Below are 24,198 nucleotides of genomic sequence, written 5' to 3'. Positions count from 1 at the left end.
GATGCAAGCCGCGATCAAACCCGTCGAATACGACCGGCCGGGTGCCGTGTGCGGAGTCGGGCAGGCTTGGGCCAAGGTGCCCGACAGCCCGTCCGCGGTGGAGCGCGCAGCGCTCAAGGCACGCATCAAGGCGCTGCTGGAGCGCGAGAAGGCCGTGCTCGTCGCGCACTATTACGTCGATGCCGAATTGCAGGAGCTGGCCGACGAGACCGGCGGCTGCGTGGCCGATTCGCTCGAGATGGCGCGCTTCGGCCGCGATCACGCGGCGCAGACGCTGGTGGTGGCCGGCGTGCGCTTCATGGGCGAGACGGCGAAGATCCTGAGCCCGGACAAGCGCATCCTGATGCCCGATCTCGATGCCACCTGCTCGCTCGACCTCGGCTGCCCCGTCGACGACTTCTCGGCTTTCTGCGATGCGCATCCGGATCGCAAGGTGGTGGTGTATGCCAACACCAGCGCGGCCGTGAAGGCGCGCGCGGACTGGATGGTTACCTCCTCGATCGGCCTGGAGATCGTGGCCGACCTGCATGCGCGCGGCGAGAAGCTGATCTGGGCGCCGGACCGGCACCTCGGCAGCTATATCCAGAAGAAGACCGGCGCCGACATGCTGATGTGGCAGGGCTCCTGCCTGGTGCACGACGAATTCAAGGGCATCGAGCTCGACCTGTTGCGCGCCGAGCATCCGGACGCGAAGGTGCTGGTGCATCCGGAATCGCCCGAGAACGTGGTGGCGCTGGCCGACGTGGTCGGCTCGACCACCCAGCTGATCGACGCGGCCGTCAAGCTCGACGCGCAACGCTTCATCGTCGCGACCGACCTCGGCATCCTGCACAAGATGCAGCTCGCGGCGCCCGGCAAGACCTTCATCGCCGCGCCGACGGCCGGCAACAGCGCCACCTGCAAGAGCTGCGCGCATTGCCCCTGGATGGCGATGAACGGCCTGGCGAACCTGGCCGAGGTGCTGGAGCGCGGCCATAACGAGATCTTCGTCGATCGCGCGATCGGCGAGCGCGCGCGCCTGCCGATCGATCGCATGCTGGAATTCGCGGCGCAGCACAAGCGGCGCGTCCAGGCCAGCGGCGACCTGCAGCGCGATGCGCAGTTGTTCTCGAACGTGGGGGCGGCATGAGCACGGCGGTTTCCCCGATCTACCAGGACATCGTTGGCGAATACGGCGCGGCCTTCGAGGCCGCGATCGCGCGCAACGTCGCCGATGCGATCGCCGAGGACGTCGGCAGCGGCGACCAGACCGGCCGCCTGGTGCCCGACGGCCCGGCCCGCCTCGCGCGCATCATCGTGCGCGAGGACGCGGTGCTGTGCGGCGTGCCCTGGTTCGAGGCGGTGATGCGCTCGGTCGATCCGGCCATCGAGGTCAGTTGGACCTATCGCGAAGGCGATCTGATGCGCGCCGACACCACCGTCTGCGAACTGCGGGGCCCGGCGCGCTCGCTGCTGACGGCCGAGCGCAATGGCCTGAACTTCCTGCAGTTGCTTTCGGGCGTGGCCAGCGCCACGCGCCGCTACGTCGGGCTGATCGATGGCCATCGCGCGCGCATCCTCGACACGCGCAAGACGCTGCCGGGCCTGCGGCTCGCGCAGAAGTACGCGGTGCGCATCGGCGGCGGCGCGAATCAGCGCCTGGCGCTGTACGACGGCATCCTGATCAAGGAGAACCATATCGCCGCGGCGGGCGGGGTCGGCGAGGCGCTCGACGCCGCCTTCGCGCTCAAGGCGGGCGTGCCCGTGCAGGTCGAGGTGGAGACGCTGGCCCAGCTCGACACGGCGCTCGCGCATGGTGCGAAATCTGTGCTGCTCGACAATTTCAGCTTCGAGATGATGCGCGAGGCGGTGCGTGTGACTGGCGGCCGGGCCGTGCTCGAGGTGTCGGGCGGCGTGAATGCCGAGACCGTGCGCGATATCGCCTCGACCGGCGTCGACCGGATCTCGATCGGCGCGCTGACCAAGGACGTACGCGCCACCGATTTCTCGATGCGGATCGTCGACTGAGATCGCGGGCGATGGTGGCGCGTGATGCGCCGTCCTCGCTGGCTCGCCATCCCTGGAAAGAACAAGGCCGCTTGCGGAAACCCTCCGCAAGCGGCCTTTGTCATTGACGGCGGCACGCGCTCGCACGTCGCTCAGCGGCGCGGCGAGAGCACCGTCGGCAGCGCCTTCGGCAGCGTATCGGGCCAGTCGCGGCTGAAATGCAGGCCGCGGCTCTCGCGCCGCGAACGCGCGCTCTCGACGATCAGCGAGGCCACGTCGACCAGATTGCGCAGCTCCAGCAGATCCGGGCTGACGCGGAAGTTCGCGTAATACTCCTGGATCTCGTCGCGCAGCAGCTCGATGCGATGCTTGGCGCGCGCCAGGCGCTTGTCGGTGCGCACGATGCCGACGTAGTTCCACATCAGGCGGCGCAGTTCGTCCCAGTTGTGGGCGACCACCACTTCCTCGTCCGGATCCGACACGCGGCTTTCGTCCCAGGCGGGCAGGGCGTCGTGCGCGACGCGCTCGTAGCCGGCCGTCTCGATCGCCTCGGCGGCAGCGCGGCCGATCACCAGGCATTCGAGCAGGGAATTGCTGGCGAGCCGGTTGGCGCCGTGCAGGCCCGTGTACGAGGTCTCGCCGACCGCATAGAGCCCCGCCAGGTCGGTGCGCCCGGCCAGGTCGGTCACCACGCCGCCGCAGGTGTAGTGCGCGGCCGGCACCACGGGAATCGGCTGCTTGGCGATATCGATGCCGAATTCGAGGCAGCGCGCGTGGATGGTCGGGAAGTGCTCGCGCAGGAAGGCCTCGGGTTGGTGGCTGATGTCGAGATAGACGCAATCGATGCCGCGCTTCTTGATCTCGAAGTCGATCGCGCGTGCCACGATGTCGCGCGGCGCGAGTTCGGCGCGCGGATCGTGGGCCGGCATGAAGCGCGTGCCGTCCGGCAGCTTGAGCAGCCCGCCCTCGCCGCGCACCGCTTCCGAGATCAGGAAGGATTTCGCGTAGGGATGGTAGAGGCAGGTCGGATGGAACTGGATGAATTCCATGTTCGCGACGCGGCAGCCCGCGCGCGAAGCCATCGCGATACCGTCGCCGGTCGCCGTGTCGGGGTTGGTGGTGTAGAGATAGACCTTGCCCGCGCCGCCGGTGGCCAGCACCGTGTGTGGCGCCTCGATGGTCACGGTCAGCCCGGTGCGCACATCGAGCGCGTAGAGGCCGACGCAGCGCCCGCCGGGCAGGCCGATCCGATCCGAGGTGATCAGGTCCACCGCGTGATGGTTTTCGAGGAAGGTGATGTTCGGATGCTTGCGTGCGCGCTCGCTCAGCGTCGCCAGCACGGCATGGCCGGTCGCGTCGGCTGCGTGGATGATGCGGCGATGGCTGTGGCCGCCCTCGCGAGTCAGGTGGAAGCCGAGTTCGGCCGCCGCGTCGCGCGTAAACGGCACGCCCTGCGAGATCAGCCATTCGATCGCCGCGCGGCCGTGCTCGACGATGAAGCGGGTGGTGGTCTCGTCGCACAAGCCGCCGCCGGCGATCAGCGTGTCGCTGACATGGTTCTCGACGCTGTCGGCCGAATCGAGCACCGCCGCGATGCCGCCCTGCGCGTAGTCGCTCGCGCCTTCCATCATCGATCGCTTCGCGATCAGCGCGACCTTGCGCGTCTGCGCCAGGTTCAACGCGACCGACAGACCGGCAAGACCGCTGCCGACGATCGCCACATCGAAATTCATCTTGCTTCTCCGTTTCCGCGCTGTCGTCCGCTGGCTTGCCTCGTGCCGGCGCGGCCTGGCAGAGGAAGGCAGAGCATACCGCGATCCATGTGGCAATGTGTCACGGCGAAGACAAAAAGACGGCGCCCGCGTGATGCGGCGCAGGGCCGGCGTGCGCGGAAAACAAAAAGCCCCGCGAGAGCGGGGCTTTTCGTGTCATCAGGCCAGGGAGGCGAAGATTACTTGATCTTCGTTTCCTTGTACTCGACGTGCTTGCGAACGACCGGATCGAACTTCTTGATCAACATCTTTTCCGGCATGTTGCGCTTGTTCTTGGTGGTCGTATAGAAGTGACCCGTGCCAGCGGTCGACTCCAGCTTGATCTTGTCGCGTGCGCCCTTCGCCATTTTCGTGCTCCTTGGACTTAGGCTTCGCCGCGTGCGCGCAGGTCAGCGAGCACGGAATCGATGCCGTTCTTGTCGATCAGGCGCAGGCCGGCGTTCGAGACGCGCAGACGCACCCAGCGGTTTTCGCTTTCCACCCAGAACCGGCGGTTTTGCAGATTCGGCAGGAAGCGACGCTTCGTTTTGTTGTTGGCGTGGGAAACGTTGTTGCCGCTCATCGGCGCTTTCCCAGTTACTTGGCATACGCGTGCCATGAGAGCACTCCTAATACGCTGAATTCGGGTTCAATCGCCGATGAAGTTTCTTCGCTCAACGACTGCGGACCGCTGCCGTCTTGGAAAGACCGAGCCACACTGGATGGCCAGACCTCTCGTCCCTTCTTTGGCTTCAGAACTGGTTGGAAAAAAGTCAGACGGCGATTCTAACAGAAAAAATTCTGGAAAATCAACCCAATTTCCGGTGTCGATCGACCGGGCCTGCCTGATGGACCCGACGTGGCGTCGCCTCGAACGGGGCCATATCAGAGCAGCCCCGCCTGGGCAAAGGAGAAGGTCTCGCTCTCGCCCACCACGATGTGATCGGTCAGCCGCACGTCGACCAGCGCGAGCGCGTCGCGCAGCAACTGCGTGAGGCGACGATCCTCGGCGCTGGGCCGGACCACGCCGGAGGGGTGATTATGCGCCACGATCAGCGCCGCCGCACCGGATTCCAGCGCGCGCCGCACGATTTCGCGCGGATAGACGGCCATCCGCGTGAGCGAGCCGATAGTGCTTTCCTCCAGTTCGAGCAGGCGGTGCTGGGCGTCCAGGTAGAGGCAGAGGAAGGTTTCGCGCCGGCGCGTGCCGATCTTCAGCCGCAGGTAGTCGCGCACGGCGCCCGGCGAATCGACCTGCGAGCGCGCGCGGGCGCGCTCCACCAGCGCGCGGCACACCACCTCGGTGGTGGCGATCAGTACCGCCGCGCGTGCCGCGGCAATACCTTCGACGGCCTGGATCTCGTGGTGCGGGGCGTCGAGCAGCGCGCGCAGCGAGCCGAATTTCTCGAGCACGCGCAGGGCGGTGTCGCCGCTGCGGCCGAAGCCGATCCCGTTGCCGATCAACAGCGCGACCAGCTCCACGTCGGTGACCGCATCGGCGCCGCGCTGGAGCAGGCGTTCGCGGGGCAGGTTCTTGCACGCCTCCTTGCCCAGGCGCTTCTTGCGCTTGCGAGGGGCGCCGGCTGAACCGGCCGGCGTCGCGACGGGCCTGCCGGCGGCCGGCGCGACCACCGCCAGCGCGGGTGCCGCCTCGGCGGCCCGTACCGCTGGCGCGCAGGGGGATTCTGGCGATTCGGGCGCGTCATGGCACGCGCCGCTCGGATTCGAAGGCATCCGCGGTTCTCCGGTGACGAGCGCGCAACACCGGACGGAGCCGGCCGCGGGGCGACATTCCGCCCCGAGCGCTCAGGTGACTTACAATAGGGGTTTTGCGCTGTGCCGCCCGGCGGCGGACTGAACGAGTAAACATGAGCCTCATCGATATTTCAGAAGTGAAGCCCGGTTCCCACGTCACGCTTCATTACCGGCTTGCGCTCGCCGATGGCGCCGACATCGTCAACACCTTCGCCGACAAGCCGGCTACCCTGCTGCTTGGCGCCGGGCAACTCGCGCCGGCACTCGAGAGCATTCTGCTCGGCCTGAAGTCGGGGCACCACTCGACCTTCCAGCTAGGGGCAGGCGAGGCCTTCGGTCCCCGCAATCCGGAAATGATCCAGCGCGTGTCGATGAAGACGCTGCGCGAGAACGGCATGGTCGGCGAGGATTTCACGCCCGGCGATCTGATCGAGTTCAATGCGCCTGACGGCGGCCGCTATGCGGGCGTGCTGAAGGAAGTGGGCGAGACCTCGGCGCTGTTCGACTTCAATCACCCGCTGGCGGGGCAGGCCATTACGTTCGAAGTGAAAATCATCGGGATTCTGTAACCATGAGCATTACCGATACGCTGTCCGGTCCGACCGTCGCGGCCGACGCCGAAATCCTGCTCGCCCAGCCGCGCGGCTTCTGCGCCGGCGTCGATCGCGCGATCGAGATCGTCGAGCGCGCGATCGCGATGCATGGCTCGCCGATCTACGTGCGTCACGAGATCGTGCACAACAAGTACGTGGTCGAGGATCTCAAGAAGAAGGGCGCGATCTTCGTCGAGGAACTCAAGGAAGTGCCCTCGGGCAACACCGTGATCTTCAGCGCGCACGGCGTGTCGAAGGCGGTGCGCGACGAGGCCGACGTGCGCGGCCTGCGCATCTACGACGCGACCTGCCCGCTGGTCACCAAGGTCCACGTCGAGGTCGCGAAGATGCGCCAGGACGGCGTCGACATCGTGATGATCGGCCACAAGGGCCACCCCGAGGTCGAGGGCACGATGGGCCAGGTCGAGCGCGGCATGCACCTGGTCGAGAGCGTCGAGGACGTGCTCGCGCTGGAACTGCCCGATCCCGAGCGCGTCGCGCTGGTCACGCAGACCACCCTGTCGGTGGACGACGCGGCCGAGATCATCGCCGCGCTCAAGCGCAAGTTCCCCGCGATCCGCGAGCCGAAGAAGCAGGACATCTGCTACGCCACGCAGAACCGCCAGGACGCGGTCAAGTTCATGGCCCCCCAATGCGACGTGGTGATCGTGGTCGGCAGCCCGAACAGCTCGAACTCGAGCCGGCTGCGCGAGGTCGCGGAAAAGCGCGGCGTGGAAGCCTATATGGTCGATTCGCCGGACCAGATCAACCCGGCCTGGGTGGCCGGCAAGCGGCGCATCGGCGTGACGGCCGGCGCCTCGGCGCCCGAGGTGCTGGCCCAGGCCGTGATCGCGCGGTTGCGCGAGCTCGGCGTGCGCAACGTGCGCGCGCTCGAGGGGATCGAGGAAAACGTCTCGTTCCCGCTTCCGCGCGGGCTCAACCTGCCGCCCGCCGTCTAAGGTTCGAACCGCTTCATTCGTCGGATTAATTCCCCGATCCGATCGTCCCCCGACAAAGCGCGCCACTCGGCGCGCTTTTGTTTTGCCTTTCGGTTTCGCTTTCGCGCTTCGTTTTGCAACTGCTCGCTTCGCATAAGGTGCAACCCGGTTGCTACGATTTTGCGTCCATTTCATAAAAAAATGGTTGCAATGCAGGAAAACCCTGTCGAATCAGGAATATTGGTCGTCCTGAAATTGGAGTTACAATGCGCGCGTTTTCAGGCCGTAATGCATTGCAGACGAGGTTTTTGCAGTGTGCAGGAGACCGATTTAATGCAGCAGGAGTTGGCCGTTGCCCCCTCCGTGACAGGCAGGGTTGCAATCCTTCGCGCAGCGCGGGAACGGGGTACGGCGACGCATGTCGGCGCGATGGTCATCGAGGTGGCCGGGTGCCGGCCGGATGACGAGCTTGGAGCTGGTCGCGGCGCGTCGAACGGGAAGCAGCACAACGGGAAGCAGAACGACAACGAGGTCTGTTTGGGGATCGAAGCAATGCATGCGCGTGGCCTGCGGGCCGCGCGGGTCCGCTCGGCGGACCCGGAATGGCCGGTGCCGATTGCAATGGGCATGCAAATTGCTGATTTGTCGGAGCGAAACGGAAGCTGCCGCGCGAGCCGCGCGGCGCATCAGGCCAGCCCGCTTCGGGCGCCCGGCATTCTTGGCGGTTTGGGTATTGTGCGGAATACGTTTTTCTTGAATCGTCCGGCCGACGCGGCAGCGCGGGCGGACGAGACGGCGGGCAGGATCGATGCACCGATGATGTGCGTCGCGATGCCCGTCTTCGGGGCGGGAATGTCCGGCGGCGCGATGCGCGGCGCCGGATCCGCCGCGATCGCGCCAGACGCGACGCGGCAAGCTCGCCACGCCGTCGATGCGCTCGCATCGGCGGCGGGCGGGTCGGCCGCCGGGCAGCAGGCCGGCGCCGCCGACATCAGGCCGACGCGGCGTGCCGCGCGGTCGTGCCGGAACGCGAGCCGGCAGGACGAGCGCATCGCAGCGCGCGCCACTCACCTCATGTCCGTTCCAGGGGTTCCGTTCGCTCGCCGTCCGGCGGCGGGCGCTCGCTCGGACGCGGACAGGCGGCAGGCGGCGTACCTGGGTGTAAGGATGCCTAACGACTTCATGGAGGCCAGGATCAACGTCCTCGATGTCGTGACGATGTAGCGACGGGACTCGTGACGGCACCGGAATCGTGCGGTGCCGTTTTTGTATCCGTCCCGGCGGCAGGCCGTGGTGTACCAGCCACGCGAGGCGCGCCGGGACGTCATCACCCTTATCGGTATTTATTCGTACCCGCAGTGCCGTCGAGAGCGTGTATCCCTCGCCTACCCGCGTGGAGCAGCGTCTGTCCGACGGCACGGACCAAGGAGCTTTTAATGGATATTTTCGTCCAGCAGGTCATCAACGGGCTGGTGCTCGGCAGTGTGTACGCCATCATCGCGTTGGGCTACACGATGGTGTACGGCATTCTCGGCATCATCAACTTCGCGCACGGCGACGTGCTGATGATCGGCGCCATGGTGGCCCTGTCGGCGATCACGGTGCTGCAGAACCACTTCCCGGAACTGGGCAACGTCGCGACCCTGACGATCGGCCTGGTGATCGCCGCCGCGGTCTGCGCCGCGGTCGGCTTCACCATCGAGCGCGTGGCCTACCGGCCGCTGCGTCGCGCGCCGCGCCTGGCGCCGCTGATCACCGCGATCGGCGTGTCGATCCTGCTGCAGACGGCTGCCATGATGATCTGGTCGCGCAACCCGCTGCCGTTCCCGCAACTGCTGTCGACCAATCCGCTCAACGTGATCCATCCGACCGACACCACGCCCGGCGCAGTGATCTCGCCGACTGAAATCGTGATCATCGCGGTGGCCTTCATCGTGATGGCGGGCCTGCTGCTGCTGGTGCACAAGACCAAGCTCGGCCGCGCCATGCGCGCCATCTCGGAGAACCCGAACAACGCCAGCCTGATGGGCGTGAACCCGAACTTCGTGATCTCGGCGACCTTCATGATCGGCTCGGCGCTGGCCGCGCTGGCCGGCGTGATGATTGCCTCGGAATACGGCAACGTGCACTTCTACATGGGCTTCATCCCCGGCATGAAGGCCTTCACCGCGGCGGTGCTGGGCGGTATCGGCAACCTCGGCGGCGCGATGGTGGGCGGCGTGCTGCTCGGCCTGATCGAGCAGCTGGGCGCAGGCTACATCGGCAACCTGACGGGCGGCGTGTTCGGCTCGAACTACCAGGACGTGTTCGCGTTCGTGGTGCTGATCATCGTGCTGGTGTTCCGTCCGTCGGGCCTGCTCGGCGAACGTGTGGCCGATCGCGCATAAGGAGACCAAGATGACTTCCATTCAACCGATCGAAACCTCGACCACGCTCGTCGAAGAGCGCAACCCCGCCAAGACCCTGGCCATCGGCGTGGTGCTGGCGATCCTGGTCGCCGCCGCGCCGTTCGTGATCGGCGCGGCCGGCGGCAACTACTGGGTGCGCGTGCTGGACTTCGCGATGCTGTACGTGATGCTCGCGCTGGGCCTGAACGTGGTGGTCGGCTTCGCCGGCCTGCTCGACCTCGGCTACATCGCGTTCTACGCGGTGGGCGCCTACGTCGCCGCGCTGCTGACCTCGCCCCACCTGACCACGCAGTTCGCGTGGATTGCCGCGATGTTCCCGAACGGCCTGCATACGCCGTACTGGATCGTGGTGCCCTGCGCGATGGCGCTGGCCGCGCTGGCCGGCGTGCTGCTCGGCGCGCCGACGCTGCGCCTGCGCGGCGACTACCTGGCGATCGTCACGCTCGGCTTCGGTGAAATCGTGCGGATCTTCATGAACAACCTGGACCGCCCGGTGAACATCACCAACGGGCCGCAGGGGATCACGGGCGTCGCGCCGCTGCACATCGGCGGTTTCAACCTGTCGCAATCGCACACGCTGTTCGGCGTCACGATCACCTCGGTGTACCTGTACTACTACGTGTTCGTGATCTGCTCGCTGCTGGTGATCTGGGTCTGTACGCGCCTGCAGCATTCGCGCATCGGCCGCGCCTGGGCGGCGATCCGCGAGGACGAGATCGCCGCCAAGGCGATGGGCATCAACACCCGCAACGTCAAGCTGCTGGCCTTCGCGATGGGCGCCTCGTTCGGCGGCCTGTCGGGCTCGATGTTCGGCGCCTTCCAGGGCTTCGTGTCGCCGGAATCGTTCACCTTCTGGGAATCGATCGTGGTGCTGGCCTGCGTGGTGCTGGGCGGCATGGGCCACATCCCGGGCGTGATCCTCGGCGCGGTGCTGCTGGCGGTGTTCCCGGAAGTGCTGCGTTCCACCATGGGCCCGCTGCAGCATGCGCTGTTCGGCCATGAGATCGTCGATACCGAAGTGATCCGCCAGGCTCTCTATGGCCTCGCCATGGTGCTGATCATGCTGTACCGCTCGGAAGGCCTGTGGCCGGCGGCGAAGCATGAGGACAAGATCGCCAAGATCACGAAGCGCAACGGCAAGAAGGCCGCGGCTCGCGCCTAACGCACGCTTACGGAGAAACAAGCAATGAGCGAGAACATTCGACTGTCCGTGACGGGCGTCAACAAGCGCTTCGGTGGCCTGCAGGCGCTGTCGGACGTCGGCCTGAAGATCCGCGAGGGCGAGATCTACGGCCTGATCGGCCCGAACGGCGCCGGCAAGACCACCTTCTTCAACGTGATCACCGGCCTCTACACGCCCGATTCGGGCGAGTTCAAGCTGGACGGCACCGACTACACGCCGACCGCCGTGCACGAAGTGGCGAAGGCCGGCATTGCCCGGACCTTCCAGAACATCCGCCTGTTCGGCGGCATGACCGCGCTCGAGAACGTGATGGTCGGCCGCCACGTGCGGACGAAGCACGGCCTGCTCGGCGCGGTGTTCCAGACGCCCTCGGAGCGCCAGGAAGAGCGCGAGATCAAGGAGCGCGCGATCGAGCTGCTCGACTACGTGGGCGTGCTGCAATACGCCGACTACACCTCGCGCAACCTCTCCTACGGCCACCAGCGTCGCCTGGAGATCGCGCGCGCGCTTGCGACCGATCCGAAGCTGCTCGCGCTCGACGAGCCGGCGGCCGGCATGAACGCGACCGAGAAGGTCGAGCTCACGCGCCTGCTCGACAAGATCCGCTCGGATGGCAAGACCATCCTGCTGATCGAGCACGACGTGAAGCTGGTGATGGGATTGTGCAACCGGATGACGGTGCTCGATTACGGCAAGGTGATCGCCGAGGGTCTGCCGCAGGACGTGCAGAAGGATCCGAAGGTGATTGAGGCATATCTCGGCGCAGGGGTGCACTGATGGCAGCGGCAATGTTGACGGTTACGGGCTTGCAGGTGAACTACGGCGGCATCCAGGCGGTGAAGGGTGTCGACATGGAGGTTCGCCAGGGCGAGCTGGTCACGCTGATCGGCGCCAATGGCGCGGGCAAGACCACCACCATGAAGGCGATCACGGGTCTCAAGCCGTTCTCGGCGGGCGACATTCTCTACGACGGCAAGTCGATCAAGGGCGTGCCCACCCACGAGCTGCTCAAGCGCGGCCTGGCGATGGTGCCGGAAGGCCGCGGGATCTTCGCGCGCATGTCGATCCTCGAGAACATGCAGATGGGCGCCTACCTGCGTACCGACAAGGAAGGCATCAAGAAGGACGTCGAGCGCATGTTCGGCTTCTTCCCGCGCCTGCGCGAGCGGGCCACGCAGTTCGCCGGCACGCTCTCGGGCGGCGAGCAGCAGATGCTGGCGATGGCGCGCGCGATCATCAGCAAGCCCAAGCTGCTGCTGCTCGACGAGCCCTCGATGGGCCTCTCGCCGATCATGGTCGAGAAGATCTTCGAGGTGGTGCGCGAGATCTCCAAGGAAGGCCTGACGGTGCTGCTGGTCGAGCAGAACGCGCGTCTCGCGCTGCAGGCGGCCGACCGCGGCTACGTGATGGACTCGGGCACGGTCACCATGACCGGCAATGCCCGGGACATGCTCGACGATCCGAAGGTGCGTGCCGCCTACCTGGGCGAATGACGCAATGAAGGCACGCGACGCCGGTCGACAGGCCGGTGTGTCGCGCGGCACATGAAAAAGCCGCCACGGTGATGAACCGTGGCGGCTTTTTTTCGTTCGGGCGGCGGCCCGGCCAACACGGCCCGGCGCGGATCGGGATGGCCTCAGGCCGTCATCGGCAGCCGCTTGCCGAACGAGACCAGCGGCTCGACCTGGTAGCCGAGCGCCGCGTAGAAGCGGCAGGCCTCGTCGTTGTCCTGCAGTACCTGCAGGTTGATCTTGCGGCAGCCCAGGGCGGCGAGCTCGGCCTCGGCGTGCGCCATCATCGCGCGGCCGATGCCGAGCCGGCGCGCATCGTTGGCCACCGCGAACGAATAGAGCCAGCCGCGATGGCCGTCGTAGCCCGCCATCACGGTACCCACCAGGCGCGCGCCGCGCAGCGCGACGAAGAACAGCTCGGGCTGCGTGGCGAGCTTCATCTCGATCGCGAAGCGCGGATCTCGATGCGGCGCGCTGCGCTCCGAGTAGCTCGGGAACGCCTCGATCCAGAGCGCGATCACCCGCTCGGTGTCGGCGCGCTCGAAGATCCGGATGCTCAGGTCCTCGTCGTCGGAATGCATGGCGGGCCTCGTCGTCCGATCAGAGCGTGTCGAGGATCGAGCGCAGCATCGCCATCATCTGGTCGATTTCCGCGTTCGTCACGTTCAGCGCCGGCATGAAGCGCAGCAGGTTGGGGCGCGCCGCGTTCAGCAGCAGGCCGTCCGGTCCCATGTCGCGCGCCTTCTCGACGATCTGCGGGCCGATGTCCTTGCCCAGCAGCAGGGCGCGCAGCAGGCCCTCGCCGCGCTCGCCCTCGAAGCCGCGTTCCTCCGACAGTTGCAGCAGGCTTTGCTTCAGGTAGTCGGCGCGCTCGCGCACGCTCTCGAGGAAGCCCGGCGCCACCAGTTGCGAGATCACCGAGTAGCCGGCGGCCGTCATCAGCGGGTTGCCGTTGTAGGTGCCCCCCTGGTCGCCGGCCTCGAACACCGCCACCTCGGCCCTGGCGAGCAGCGCGGCGAGCGGCACGCCGCTGCCGATGCCCTTGCCGAGCGTCATGATGTCCGGCTCGACGCCCGACAGCTCGTAGGCGAACAGCGTGCCGGCACGCCCGCAGCCGCTTTGCACCTCGTCGACGATCAGCAGCAGATTGTGCTTGCGGGTGAGCTCGCGCAGTTGCTGCATGAATTCGCGGGTGGCGGGGATCACGCCGCCCTCGCCCTGGATCGGCTCGAGCATCACGGCGACGGTCTTGCCGGTGATCAGCTTCTCGACCGAGGCGATGTCGTTGAGCTCGGCCTTCGGGAAGCCCGGCACCTGCGGCGCGTAGATCGTGTCCCAGCCGGGCTTGCCGCTGGCCGACATGGTGGCGAGGGTGCGGCCGTGGAAGCTGTGGTCGAAGGTGATGATTTCATAGGCGCCGTCCTTGAACTTGCGGCCCCACTTGCGCGCGAGCTTGATCGCGCCTTCGTTGGCCTCGGCGCCGCTGTTGGCGAAGAACACCTTGTCGAACACGCTGTGCTGCGTGAGCAGGCCGGCGAGCTTGGCCATCGGCTCGTTGTAGAAGGCCGGCGAGGGGTTCAGCAGGCGCTCGGCCTGGGTCTTCAGCGCTTCGACCACGCCGTCGTTGCAGTGGCCCAGGCTGTTGACCGCCCAACCCTGGATGAAATCCAGATAGCGCTTGCCGGTGTGATCGTAGAGCCAGGAACCCTTGCCGTGCGTGAACACGATGTCGGGGCGGTTCGTGATGTACATCAGCGAGTCGATCGGAAATTCGTTCAGAGGCATGGCAGCGAGCTCCAGCGGGTAGCGACAAGGGAAAAAAAGACAACAAAAAAGCCACGGAATGCCGTGGCTTGGTGGTTCGAACAGCTAGTGCGTAACGAAGAGGGGGTTACGCGTGCGTCCGTGACGAGCCGGCGGCAGCCATGAGGTGCGGCGAGCGGCGACGTCGGAGGGCGGACAGGAAGCGGTTCATGGCGCAAGCATACGGCATGACGCGGCAACAAGTAAACCGCTCGCTTGCGACAAACGAGTGTCGGCGCTGCATTTTCATGCCGGGCGCGACGCCGGCCGGGCATGAAGATGCGGCGCGAGCGGGCGGTTCGGACCCAGGTCCGCCGCCCGCCGCGTGCCTCAGACGGCGTGGGCCAGGTCGGCCGCGCTGGTGAAGGAGTCCGCGTAGAACTCCTCGGCCGGCAACTGGTGGTGGGCAGTGAAATCGCGCTGGGCCGATTCGACCATCACCGGCGCGCCGCAGGCATAGACCTGGAAATCGGACAGGTCGGGCAGGTCCTCCACCACGGCGCGGTGCACGAAGCCGGTGCGGCCGGTCCAGGCGTCGTCGGCGTCGGGCTCGGAGAGCACCGGCACGAACCGGAAGTTCGGGATCTCGCGCGCCCATTGCTCGGCCAGCTCGAACAGGTAGAGGTCTTTCTTGCGGCGCGCGCCCCAGTACAGGCGCATCGGCCGCGTGAATCCGCGATGCCGCGCGTGCTCGACGATCGCCTTGATCGGCGCGAAGCCGGTGCCCGAGGCCAGCAGCACGATCGGCTTTTCCGAATCCTCGCGCAGGAAGAAGGTGCCGAGCGGCCCCTCGAAGCGCAGGATCTCGCGCTCCTTCATGGTGTTGAAGACGTGGTCGGTGAATTTGCCGCCGGGCAGGTGGCGGATATGCAGCTCGACCGGGCCTTCCTCGTGCGGCGCGCTGGCCATCGAGTAGCTGCGGCGCGAGCCGTCCTTGAGGATGAACTCGATGTACTGGCCGGCCAGGTACTGCATGCGCTCGTTGGCCGGCAGCTGCAGCTTCAGCACGATCACGTCGTCGGCGCGCCGCTCGATCACGTTGACGCGGCAAGGCAGCTTCTTGACCTGCACGCCGTCGACGCCGGCGATCTCGCGCACGTCGATCTCGAGGTCGCACTGGGCGGTGGCGCAGCAGAGCAGGGCCAGCCCGCGCGTGCGCTCGTCGTTGGACAGCGCCGAGGCCGCATGCGGGCGCTGCTCGACCTGCCCCTGGACGATCTGCCCCTTGCAGGAGCCGCAGGCGCCGTTCTTGCAGCCGTAAGGCAGATGCACGTTCTGGCGCAGCGCGGCTGCCAGCACGGTTTCGTCGGCCTCGACCTGGAACTGTCGACCGCTTTGCTTGAGGATTACGTTGAATGCCATAAGTCCATGAACCAAAAGTGGGGACCGTGCGAATCGTGCACGGCGGCTACAATGTTTGCGCTACGAATTCCGGTAACACCATGATTGCGACACGAATCCTGCGCCGCTCGCGCGTCCTGATCGTCGGCTGCGGCGATGTGGGCATGCGCTGCGTCGAACAGTTGCGCGGGCGGGCTCGTCCGCCGCGAATCATCGCGCTGACCAGCCAGCCGGCGCGACGCGCCGAGCTGGCCGCCGCGGGCGTGGTGCCGGTGGTCGGCGACCTGGACCGGCCGGCGACGCTGGCGCGGCTCGGCGGCCTGGCGCGGCAGGTGCTGCTGCTGGCGCCGCCGCAGCCTTCGGGCCCGGACGACCGGCGCACCCGGGCGCTGATCGCGGCACTCGGCGCACGGCACCGTGCGCGGGGCGGCCCGGCCCGCTCGGGCGCGGCGCCGGTGGGCCGGATGCGCGCCTTGGCCGGGGCCTGGCGGCGCGGCACGGACCGCGGCCAGGCCACGCCTGGAGCAGCGCGTATTGTACCCGAGGGGCCTGGCGCGCCCCTGCGCCTGGTCTATGCCAGCACCAGCGGCGTGTACGGGGATTGTGGCGGCGCGCGGGTCGACGAGACGCGGCCGGTGCGGCCGGCCAACGCGCGCGCGGTGCGGCGGGTGTCGGCGGAGCGCCAACTGCGGGCGGCCACGGCGCGCGGCGCGCTGTCGGCGCGGATCGTGCGGATTCCGGGGATCTACGCCGCCAACCGGCTGCCGATCGCGCGACTCGAGCGCGGCACGCCGGCGCTGGTCGATGCCGACGACGTCTATACCAACCACATCCACGCCGACGACCTGGCCGCCATCCTGCTGGCGGCGGCCGTGCGCGGCCGCGCGGCGCGCGTGGTGCACGCCTCGGACGATACCGAGATGAAGATGGGCGAGTATTTCGAGCGTGTGGCTCGCGCCAGCGGGCGCGCCAGCCCGCCGCGCATCACGCGCGCCGAGGCCGAGACGCGGCTCGAACCGGTGCAGCTGTCCTTCATGCGGGAATCGCGCCGGCTGGTCAATACGCGGCTCAAGCGCGAACTGCGGTTCGCGCTGCGTTATCCGACCGTCGACGACTTCCTGCGTACCGTATCCGCGGACAGCGAACTCGGCTCGCTCAGATGATCGCGGGCAAGGCCTCGATCAACAGGAAGCAGAGCAGGGCGCCGATCAGCGCCCCAATCAGGTTCGGATGATATTTTCGTCGCAGATGCATCGTCGCCAGCAGCGCGCCGATCGCGACCGCGCCCATCACCGCGAATACCAGTATCACGGTCGAAAGTTCGAATGGACTGTTGATGCTCATGATCTTCCCCTGACCCGCTCGTTGTGCTCTTTTTTCTTCTTGTGATTCGAGTATAGCGGCGGTTTGTCGTGCGTCCATATTGCGATGCAATGAAGCTGTCGGGGCGGCGCAACGCAGGGGAGCGTGGCGCGTTCAGGCGGCCGGCGGTGCCGCGCGCAAGGCAGCCAGGTCGGCGGTGTCGAGCCAGCGCCAGCCGCCCGGCGCGAGATCGGCCGGCAGCGTGTAGCCGCCCACCCGCTCGCGGTGCAGCGCCTCGACGCGGTTGCCCGAGGCGGCCACCATGCGCTTGACCTGGTGATACTTGCCTTCGAGCACGGTCAGCTCCAGGCTGCGCAGCTCGCGTGCCCGCGCGGCGACGGCCGCGATCGGTTTCGGTTCGCCATGCAGCAGCACGCCTTCGCGCAGGGCGGCTAGTTGCGCCTCGTCGAGCGCGTGCTTGACTTCGGCGAGATAGGTCTTGGGCACTTTTTTCTTTGGCGAAGTGTAGGCATGCACGAACTGGCCGTCGTCGGAGAGCAGCAGCAAGCCGGTGGTGTCCTGGTCGAGCCGGCCCACGCATTGCACGCCGCGCGCGCCGAATTGCGGCGGCAGCAGCGAGAACACGCTCAGGTGATGCTGCGGGTCGCGCGAGCATTCGTAGCCGGCCGGCTTGTTCAGCACGAGATAGGCCTGGGCGCGATAGGGCCAGCGCGTGCCGTCGACGTCGAAATGGAGATCGTCGGTGGCGAAGTCGGCATCGGCATCGTCGCGGACGATACCGTCGATCGAGACGCGGCCCGCCTCGACGAGCGCGCGGCACTGGCGGCGCGAGCCGAAGCCCTGCGAATAGAGAATGGTTTCGAGATCCATGGCGCGCGCATTGTAGCAAGCGGGTGGCGGATGGGCGTGCAAGGCCGCTGTGCAGCGCTGGGCTTGATGCTTCTCATGATCGTCGCGCGGCATGGCGCATAACATGCGAATGTCGTTTTCCATCGAGAAACTGCCCGAGCTCGGGGCGAGGTGACGTGTCGTCGATCCGGCTCGATGAATTGCTCAGTTCTCCTCCTTTTGTGGATAGGCATCGCGTAGCGCAGCCACGCCGCCGTCGCCGCGTCCGGCTCGCGATGCCGTCCTCTCCCCGGCCGTGAACCATGCAAAACAAGCTACAGAACATGCGCATCTTCGTGTGCGTCGCGAACGCGAACAGCTTCACCGCCGCGGCGCGCCTGCTGAATACGACGATTCCGCAGGTGTCGCGTGCGATTGCCGCGCTCGAAGCCCATCTGCACACGCGCTTGCTGAACCGCACCACGCGGCGGCTTGCCCTGACCGAAGCCGGCGAGCGCTACTTGCATCGCTGCCGCTCGATTCTCGGCTACCTCGAGGAAGCCGAAGCCGAGGCGCGCGACGCCAATGTCAATCCGAGCGGCTGCCTGCGCGTGCATTGCGCGGTGAGCCTCGGGCAGCACTATCTCGTTCCTGCCTTCGCGAAATACCGGCAGCGCTACCCGGACGTCCTGCTCGACATGACCTTGTCGCAACGGGCGCCTGCGTTGGTCGATGAGGGCTTCGACGTATCGGTTGTGGTCGGCGACGATGAGCTGCCGAGTTCGGGGCTGATCGGCGTGCGGCTCGGCGAGACCTTCGGCGTGCTGTGCGCCTCGCGCGATTATCTCGATCGTCATGGCAGTCCGCGCCGCATCGCCGACATGGCGAGGCATGCCTGCGTGGCCTATGAAGCGCCGGCGCCCGGCAGGAGCGAGTGGGAACTGGTCGGCCCCGACGGCCCGGAGCATGTCGCCAGGGCGGCTTCGTCGTTTCGCGTGAACTCCCATGAAGCGATGGCGGTGGCGATTCGCGAGGGAATGGGGATCGGCGTGCTGCCCGTCCACGCGGCGATCGACGGCCTGCGCTCGGGGGACTTCGTGCGCGTCATGCCGCAATGCCGCTCGCCCAGCGGGGTGATCTGGGCGCTGTATTCGTCGAGGCAGTATGTGGACGCGAAGATCCGCACTTGGCTGGATTTCCTGCGCGAGGAGCTTGCGGTGCTGCAGCAGGCCGAGGCGAAGGCATTTCGGAGCCTGGACGGGCGCGGGAAGGATGAGGGGCTGCAGCATGCACTGCGTGCAGAGCTGGGACGATCTTGGCTGGCGTGACTGGTCCCGTGCCCGACGTCAGGGGCATAAGGGCTTAGCGGCTGAAGCGCTTGTCTTCGGTAAGCCGGCGGTGCTTCATCAGCGGCATCCAGTCGATCTGCGGCAAGGACGCTGCAGCGCGCGGCGCGAGCGGCGGTGTGTCGATTGGCGAGGCCTCGAGAATCGCGGCTTCTTCAGCTGTCGCGATGCGAGGTTTGATCGATGCTCTTTGCGGCTTCGCGTGCCGACGCGTGGTGTCAGGCGATGAAGGCTTCATTGCCGAAGCCGTGTATGTCCTGGTTTTGTTTTCTTCGTGCCGTGACATTTTTGTCACGGCGTTTTTGCGTCGATCGCTACGTGCGACATGGTTTGGATTGGTTGCTCGCGGCACTTGCGCAATCACGTTCGGCGAAGCGGGTTGGCGTGGTTTCGCGGCGAGGTTCGATGTCGTTGTTGTCGCCGGTGCCGCCTGCGCCGGCGAGATAGTGTCCGCCGTCACCGCCTCGGGAGGCTGAGTCCGTCGATATGGCGAGCCGATCATCAGACAGGCGAGCACGATCGCCATGCCGGCCACGGCGCTGACGGCGATCGGGCGATATCGCGGTCGCGGCATGAGCTTGATCAGGGAGATGCGCGAGGTAATGGAACCGAGCGACGCTGTGGCTTCTCGTCGTTTCGGCGTGAGGCGGATCGGGGAGCGGCCGCGCGACGATGGGATGTGGGCAATGGCGACGTCGATCGGATCGGCGGACTCGCATGTGGTAGCGCCCCAACGACACGATGGATGCGGTGCCATCACGTCGATGCAGTATGTCCACAGCGTGGCGCAATAGCCGAGGGGACATGGCGAGGCCGATTTCCCGATGGTCCATTCCCGACCGAACGGCAGGCCCAGCAGCGGCAGCAACGAGGGCCTGGCGAGTTCACCTTCGACAGTAAGGAATGACGGCTGGCTCATGGAGGCTGAGGTGTTGCTGCGTGCGGGATGTCGATCTCTGGACGGGACTGGGCGATTCTGGACGCTGGCGGGCAACCGGTCGATCTGATACGTCAGATATTCAGGCGGTGGATGCCAGATGCGGTCGAGTGATACGGGCTCGATGCACGAGCAAAAGAAATAAATCGACGTAGCATCGAGGCACATCTATCTGATGTGATGGCGTTGTGATGCTGCCGGTTTCCCGATTGGAGAGGGCGCGTGGTGCGGCGCCGTTCATGCAAAAAGATGCACACGCTCCCTGGTTCGATCGCGCTTCGAATCTCGGCTGCATGCGGCATCAGCGATCTGGTCGCTCCTGCCCTGCACCTATAGAGTCCTCGCGTGCATTTGTCCGGGGACCCACCATGAGCTTTGCATTCATTCGAGAAGGCGACACGACTTCCCACGGCGGCGCTGTGCTGTCGTCCGGAGCGATTACTTTCATCGACGGTCGGCCGATTGCGTTTGTTGGCACGATGGTTACCTGCCCGAAGTGCAAGGGAGTATTTCCGATCGTCACCAGCAAGAATCCCGACATGAATTTCGACGGTCGGCAAGCGGCATTCCAGGGAGACATGACCGCATGTGGCGCGACGCTGATGGCTAGCCAGGGCAATGCTGTCGCGAACATGCCGGTGGGTGCTGGTGGAACCACGATATCAGCTCGGCATGAGGCCGATGGTTCTGCGGAGCGTTATCGCGGTCGATTCCAGGTCGTCGCTGCGAACGGGCAGCCGGTCGCAAACCGCCTGTACAGTTTGCGAACGCCAGAAGGCCAGACCATCAGCGGCACAACCGATGCCGACGGCTACACTCCGTGGCATCACGCAGACTCGCCAGTCTCCCTGATCTTTGGTCGGGAGAAGCCTGAATGAGCCACGACGTCCCCGGCGGAATGTCGACCGAAGGCACGACGACTAAGGTGTATCTCGGCGACGATCTCGATCAACAGGATAAAAAAATACTCTGCGGAGCGCTTTGCCAATGCAAGAAAGGCCCGAACATCAGCATCATCGGCGCCCGACTCAAGCAGGCATGCGTGGCAACGAAGCTGAACGCGCTGGATGCCAGGGGCGATAGCATCTACAAGCCCGAAATCAGCTACAACATGAACGAATACCCGCCCGCGCCCATCATGTCGTCGCGAAATCCGCTCGAGCCGCACGGGTTCATTCCGAACTGGATCAAGGCTCACCACCCGGAAGGCTACGTCCCTGGCGCTGGCTGGATTCGACGACCTGATGTCGTGGTCGTCAAAGACCCCGGAAAGCCGCCCACGCAAGATAATCTGTCCGGCGTGGTCGAAATGAAATTCCCGCCGGACAGACGTGACATCGAGCAGATAGCGGATTACCGGGAAATCGCGGGCCCGCACGCGAAGGTCACCGAATTCGATCCGGCGACCTGTGGCTGCCCTGACGACGGAGGCGAAGAGTCATCCAGTCCGACCGCCGACGCGCTGCGTGACGCCTTTTCGTCGATTGGAAGGCAGGTGAGGAAACTGCTCAACCAAACCGGGGCTGGCCCCGCCCCAGAAGGTGGCATGCCGCCTTCGGTACCCGTTCCAGTGTTCTAACGGACATGACCGACAAAGCATTCATCGAATACGCGAAAGCACATCAGCTCGAAGCGCTGATTTCCGGAGGAGCGCTCGAGCCGACCGACAAGCACGACTATGTCGGTGCTGCCGTCGCTGTGCGTGGCGCACTGTTCTTCCGGAACGCTGCGGACCCTGAAGTACGCCGGGCGATATCGGAGTGCTACGAGCAATATCGCGAGATCGCGAAGGACGAATTGAAATGGCTTTGGCGGGACGGCAAGGAACCCGTCAGGATCAAGGGCGGAAACCTTCCCTCCGGCACATTTACGTCCTACTCCGACAAGGCTGCATTGACCGCATACGTGACATCGGGGGATGCCTCCGCCGACGCCGGGTTCTGGCATTTTCAGGTGTTCGGTCAGCAACGCTGGCGCGAGGCTCGCCCGCATGCTGGTCTGAACGCACTGACATTTTCCACGTCGTTGCTGTACGTCGCCGAAAACCCTGCTGCGTTCCAGACACTGTTCGTAGACTTCGCCCGTCGGCTCAAAGTTGTCAGTGGGTATGCCGGATACGCATTGAATCTCAGTCTCGCAAAAACCGCGGCAAACGTGCCGACGGAATATCAGCTCGCCAAGCAGATGATTGCCTTCGACGTTGGCGAACCGCTACTACAGGCGGCACGACTGCGTGACGGCATCAAGACAGTCGGCTGGCTTACCGCGCTCGACAAGGAACTGCTCGATAAGGCCGGTGGGCTCGATACCCTGCGAAACGAACTGCCTCCTAACTGGTACGCGCTCTACGATCTGAACGGCGGCGTCGTGATCCAGGCCGGCCGGCGCCCTGAAGCTGGCTCGTCGACCGACGGCGATGAGAACGGGCCACCCGTTCCGCCTCCCAACTACGTGATCCTCAACGCGGCCCTCAAATCGGTGCGCGTTCCTTCCGTGTGGCAGTTGCAAATTGGCCAGCCAGGCTCGGCATCACCGTATTTCGCCACGACGGCCGAAAGCGATGACTGGCTGCGGCGCTTCGATGTATCAGACGATCGGCTTGTCGACTACAAGGCGAAGCTGCTTCATACGCCGCTGCTCGATGCCGACTGCACATTACCGGATCGCGCGTGATCAGTCGGTGCATGGTTGTCCACCGAGGCAGAGGCGCTAACGGTTCTCGTTGAGTACCGCATGGGAGCTTTACCTGCGCGCAACACATACTGTTGAGTCAAGGGCTTACGCAATTTCAAACTGCACGACCGAGGCTGCTCAGGGTCAATCCAGCAGGTCCCGGTTGCAATTTGGCTGCACTGACACTCACTAGCTGTATCGCCCAAATCGACAAATCTCCACCCCGAATTTGGGGCTTGCCCGATTCCACCTGGAGCCTCCTGAAACGAAAAACCCGCGACAGCCTAGCGCTGACGCGGGTTTTAGGGCTTCAGGGAATGTCCCGAAGCTATGTCATGGTGCCCAGGGCCGGAATCGAACCGGCACGCCTTGCGGCGGGGGATTTTGAGTCCCCTGCGTCTACCAGTTTCACCACCTGGGCAGAGAATTCAGACCTTGCACGTACGATTGCGCGAAGGCTAATCGCTGATTATGTCGGAAATCCGGGCGCCCGGCAAGCGCTGAAGCTGCCACGGGCATCCTCCATGATCCATACATATAAACAGGCCAGCCCGCGCCCGCTCACAGCTCGTAAGACTCCGCCTCGCCCTTGAGCGCCTGCTCGATCAGCTTGCGGTTGAGCGTCGGCGACAGCAACTCCACCAGCGTATACACATAACCACGCAGATACGCCCCTTGCTTGAGCGCCACCCGCGTCACGTTGCTGCCGAACAGATGCCCGACCGGGATCGACCGCAGGTTGCGGTCACGCTCCGGGTTGAAGGCGATATCGGCCAGGATGCCGACCCCGAGCCCGAGCTCCACATAGGTCTTGATCACATCGGCGTCGATCGCCTCGAGCACGATATCGGGCGACAAGCCGCGCAGCGCGAACGCATGGTTGATCTTCTTGCGGCCGGCGAAGGCGTCGTCGTAGGTAATCAGCGGGTACTGGGCCAGATCGTCGAGCGAGGGCGGCCGGCGCTCCAGCAGCGGATGATCGGCCGGCACCACGGCGGCGTGATGCCACTGGAAGCAGGGCAGCGACACCAGTTCCTTGTAATCGGCGATCGCTTCGGTGGCGATCGCCAGGTCGGCCTGATCGTGGATCACCATCTCGGCCACCTGGGTCGGGCTGCCTTGCAGGATCGACAGATGCACCTTCGGGAAGCGCTTCTTGAACTCGGCGATCGCGGCCGGCAACGAGTAGCGCGCCTGTGTGTGCGTCGCCGCGATGGTCAGGTTGCCCTGGTCCTGCGCCGCGTAATCTTTTCCGACCCTTTTCAGGCTTTCGACTTCCTGGAGGATGCGTTCGACCGAGGCGAGGATGATCCGCCCCGGTTCGGTCAGCGAACGCACGCGCTTGCCGTGCCGTGTGAAGATCTCCACGCCCAGTTCGTCCTCGAGCTCGATGATGGCCTTGGAGACGCCCGGCTGGGACGTGAACAGGGCCTTGGCCGCCTCGGTGAGGTTGAAGTTCTGGCGCACGGCCTCGCGCACGAAGCGAAATTGGTGCAGATTCATATATAACCCTTCCGCATATGGAAAGAATTTTTTAGTCGTTTGATATATAAAGCGAGTTTATTACGATTCACCCTGGTTTTTCAAATATGGATATCTGTATTCGTCATTAGCAAATGAGCGGGCCGAGGGCTAGACGGCCGGCAGCTCGGTGCGGGCGGATGTGGAATTCGGGCGCGGCGTGGCTAGGACGCCGTGCGGTCAACACGAAACCCTGGGGTCCCCGAATGTATCAGTACGACCAGTACGACCAGACGATCGTCGACGAACGCGTCGCGCAGTACCGCGACCAGGTGCGTCGCCGGCTGTCGGGCGAATTGAG

At 65.5% G+C, this 24,198-nt stretch carries 25 protein-coding genes and 1 tRNA gene; 14 read left to right on the top strand and 12 right to left on the bottom strand.

What is annotated here, in order from left to right; genetic code table 11:
• Position 1 precedes the first annotated feature (1 nt).
• Complete coding sequence (gene nadA, locus FB600_RS31665; RefSeq protein ID WP_013699133.1) at positions 2-1,129, top strand: quinolinate synthase NadA; 1,128 nt, start codon at positions 2-4, stop codon at positions 1,127-1,129.
• Positions 1,126-2,007, top strand: a complete 882-nt coding sequence (gene nadC, locus FB600_RS31660; protein ID WP_145757968.1) for a carboxylating nicotinate-nucleotide diphosphorylase — start codon at positions 1,126-1,128, stop codon at positions 2,005-2,007. Before nadA ends, nadC begins: the two co-directional genes overlap by 4 nt.
• 131 nt (positions 2,008-2,138) lie before the next feature.
• Here nadC and nadB read toward each other — a convergent pair whose 3' ends face one another.
• From nadB to radC, 4 genes are all read right to left on the bottom strand, one after another.
• Positions 2,139-3,719: an L-aspartate oxidase gene (gene nadB / locus FB600_RS31655; RefSeq protein ID WP_013699131.1), complete on the bottom strand. Its 1,581-nt coding sequence runs from the start codon at positions 3,717-3,719 to the stop codon at positions 2,139-2,141.
• 218 nt (positions 3,720-3,937) lie between these two features.
• A complete protein-coding gene (gene rpmG / locus FB600_RS31650; protein ID WP_007180630.1) occupies positions 3,938-4,105 on the bottom strand; it encodes a 50S ribosomal protein L33 in 168 nt (55 codons plus the stop codon).
• Between the two features lie 17 nt (positions 4,106-4,122).
• On the bottom strand, positions 4,123-4,356 hold the full coding sequence (gene rpmB, locus FB600_RS31645; protein ID WP_004186391.1) for a 50S ribosomal protein L28: 234 nt from the start codon (positions 4,354-4,356) through the stop codon (positions 4,123-4,125).
• A gap of 266 nt (positions 4,357-4,622) precedes the next feature.
• Positions 4,623-5,471, bottom strand: coding sequence for a RadC family protein (gene radC / locus FB600_RS31640; protein WP_145757969.1), 849 nt, complete (start codon positions 5,469-5,471; stop codon positions 4,623-4,625).
• 134 nt (positions 5,472-5,605) lie between these two features.
• Between radC and FB600_RS31635 the strand changes: the two genes are divergently transcribed.
• From FB600_RS31635 to FB600_RS31605, 7 genes are all read left to right on the top strand, one after another.
• Positions 5,606-6,061 carry a peptidylprolyl isomerase gene (locus tag FB600_RS31635; RefSeq protein WP_096750331.1) on the top strand — a complete coding sequence of 152 codons (456 nt, stop codon included), beginning with the start codon at positions 5,606-5,608 and terminating at the stop codon, positions 6,059-6,061.
• Positions 6,062-6,063: 2 nt separating this feature from the next.
• A complete protein-coding gene (ispH, locus tag FB600_RS31630; protein WP_098153672.1) occupies positions 6,064-7,044 on the top strand; it encodes a 4-hydroxy-3-methylbut-2-enyl diphosphate reductase in 981 nt (326 codons plus the stop codon).
• Between the two features lie 312 nt (positions 7,045-7,356).
• Positions 7,357-8,247: a hypothetical protein gene (locus FB600_RS31625; RefSeq protein WP_145757970.1), complete on the top strand. Its 891-nt coding sequence runs from the start codon at positions 7,357-7,359 to the stop codon at positions 8,245-8,247.
• Positions 8,248-8,459: 212 nt separating this feature from the next.
• A complete protein-coding gene (locus FB600_RS31620) occupies positions 8,460-9,410 on the top strand; it encodes a branched-chain amino acid ABC transporter permease (RefSeq protein ID WP_013699127.1) in 951 nt (316 codons plus the stop codon).
• A 10-nt stretch (positions 9,411-9,420) separates the two neighbouring features.
• Positions 9,421-10,593, top strand: a complete 1,173-nt coding sequence (locus FB600_RS31615) for an ABC transporter permease subunit (RefSeq protein ID WP_036049496.1) — start codon at positions 9,421-9,423, stop codon at positions 10,591-10,593.
• A 24-nt stretch (positions 10,594-10,617) separates the two neighbouring features.
• Positions 10,618-11,391, top strand: a complete 774-nt coding sequence (locus FB600_RS31610; protein ID WP_096750333.1) for an ABC transporter ATP-binding protein — start codon at positions 10,618-10,620, stop codon at positions 11,389-11,391.
• On the top strand, positions 11,391-12,107 hold the full coding sequence (locus tag FB600_RS31605; RefSeq protein WP_013699124.1) for an ABC transporter ATP-binding protein: 717 nt from the start codon (positions 11,391-11,393) through the stop codon (positions 12,105-12,107). Before FB600_RS31610 ends, FB600_RS31605 begins: the two co-directional genes overlap by 1 nt.
• 143 nt (positions 12,108-12,250) lie before the next feature.
• On the opposite strand, the gene FB600_RS31600 is transcribed toward FB600_RS31605, so the two are convergent.
• From FB600_RS31600 to FB600_RS31590, 3 genes are all read right to left on the bottom strand, one after another.
• The gene (locus FB600_RS31600; protein WP_025098160.1) at positions 12,251-12,706 is read right to left on the bottom strand and encodes a GNAT family acetyltransferase; all 456 of its coding nucleotides are present in this window, start codon (positions 12,704-12,706) and stop codon (positions 12,251-12,253) included.
• Between the two features lie 19 nt (positions 12,707-12,725).
• Positions 12,726-13,910, bottom strand: a complete 1,185-nt coding sequence (locus tag FB600_RS31595) for an acetylornithine transaminase (RefSeq protein WP_043216487.1) — start codon at positions 13,908-13,910, stop codon at positions 12,726-12,728.
• A 348-nt stretch (positions 13,911-14,258) separates the two neighbouring features.
• Entirely contained in the window at positions 14,259-15,290 is a 1,032-nt protein-coding gene (locus FB600_RS31590) for a CDP-6-deoxy-delta-3,4-glucoseen reductase (RefSeq protein WP_036049502.1), read from the bottom strand.
• Between the two features lie 26 nt (positions 15,291-15,316).
• Between FB600_RS31590 and FB600_RS31585 the strand changes: the two genes are divergently transcribed.
• Positions 15,317-16,432 (top strand): NAD-dependent epimerase/dehydratase family protein, encoded by a 1,116-nt coding sequence (locus FB600_RS31585; RefSeq protein ID WP_409995259.1) that lies wholly within the window; start codon positions 15,317-15,319, stop codon positions 16,430-16,432.
• Here the strand turns inward: FB600_RS31585 and FB600_RS31580 are convergent.
• Together FB600_RS31580 and FB600_RS31575 are read right to left on the bottom strand one after the other, a co-directional pair.
• The gene (locus FB600_RS31580; protein ID WP_013699119.1) at positions 16,425-16,613 is read right to left on the bottom strand and encodes a hypothetical protein; all 189 of its coding nucleotides are present in this window, start codon (positions 16,611-16,613) and stop codon (positions 16,425-16,427) included. The genes FB600_RS31585 and FB600_RS31580 overlap by 8 nt on opposite strands.
• A gap of 132 nt (positions 16,614-16,745) precedes the next feature.
• Positions 16,746-17,462 (bottom strand): 16S rRNA pseudouridine(516) synthase, encoded by a 717-nt coding sequence (locus FB600_RS31575; RefSeq protein WP_096750336.1) that lies wholly within the window; start codon positions 17,460-17,462, stop codon positions 16,746-16,748.
• A 281-nt stretch (positions 17,463-17,743) separates the two neighbouring features.
• Here FB600_RS31575 and FB600_RS31570 point away from each other — a divergent pair, with 281 nt between their 5' ends.
• The gene (locus FB600_RS31570) at positions 17,744-18,748 is read left to right on the top strand and encodes a LysR family transcriptional regulator (protein WP_096750337.1); all 1,005 of its coding nucleotides are present in this window, start codon (positions 17,744-17,746) and stop codon (positions 18,746-18,748) included.
• A gap of 34 nt (positions 18,749-18,782) precedes the next feature.
• Here FB600_RS31570 and FB600_RS31565 read toward each other — a convergent pair whose 3' ends face one another.
• Entirely contained in the window at positions 18,783-19,685 is a 903-nt protein-coding gene (locus FB600_RS31565; RefSeq protein WP_145757972.1) for a hypothetical protein, read from the bottom strand.
• 386 nt (positions 19,686-20,071) lie between these two features.
• Between FB600_RS31565 and FB600_RS31560 the strand changes: the two genes are divergently transcribed.
• From FB600_RS31560 to FB600_RS31550, 3 genes are read left to right on the top strand one after another with little or no spacing between them, the layout of a single operon-like run.
• Entirely contained in the window at positions 20,072-20,581 is a 510-nt protein-coding gene (locus FB600_RS31560; RefSeq protein WP_105819913.1) for a PAAR domain-containing protein, read from the top strand.
• A complete protein-coding gene (locus FB600_RS31555) occupies positions 20,578-21,282 on the top strand; it encodes a VRR-NUC domain-containing protein (RefSeq protein ID WP_145757973.1) in 705 nt (234 codons plus the stop codon). The genes FB600_RS31560 and FB600_RS31555 overlap by 4 nt, the downstream gene beginning before the upstream one ends.
• Before the next feature lie 5 nt (positions 21,283-21,287).
• Positions 21,288-22,376 (top strand): type VI immunity family protein, encoded by a 1,089-nt coding sequence (locus tag FB600_RS31550; RefSeq protein WP_098181640.1) that lies wholly within the window; start codon positions 21,288-21,290, stop codon positions 22,374-22,376.
• Positions 22,377-22,712: 336 nt separating this feature from the next.
• On the opposite strand, the gene FB600_RS31545 is transcribed toward FB600_RS31550, so the two are convergent.
• Positions 22,713-22,797: transfer RNA gene (locus tag FB600_RS31545), tRNA-Leu, on the bottom strand.
• Positions 22,798-22,937: 140 nt separating this feature from the next.
• On the bottom strand, positions 22,938-23,879 hold the full coding sequence (locus FB600_RS31540; RefSeq protein ID WP_013699099.1) for a CysB family HTH-type transcriptional regulator: 942 nt from the start codon (positions 23,877-23,879) through the stop codon (positions 22,938-22,940).
• Between the last annotated feature and the right edge of the window lie 319 nt (positions 23,880-24,198).

This window comes from Burkholderia sp. SJZ089 (genome assembly GCF_007828315.1).
GTDB classification, from domain to species: domain Bacteria; phylum Pseudomonadota; class Gammaproteobacteria; order Burkholderiales; family Burkholderiaceae; genus Burkholderia; species Burkholderia gladioli.
This window is presented reverse-complemented; position numbering and strand designations above follow the sequence as displayed.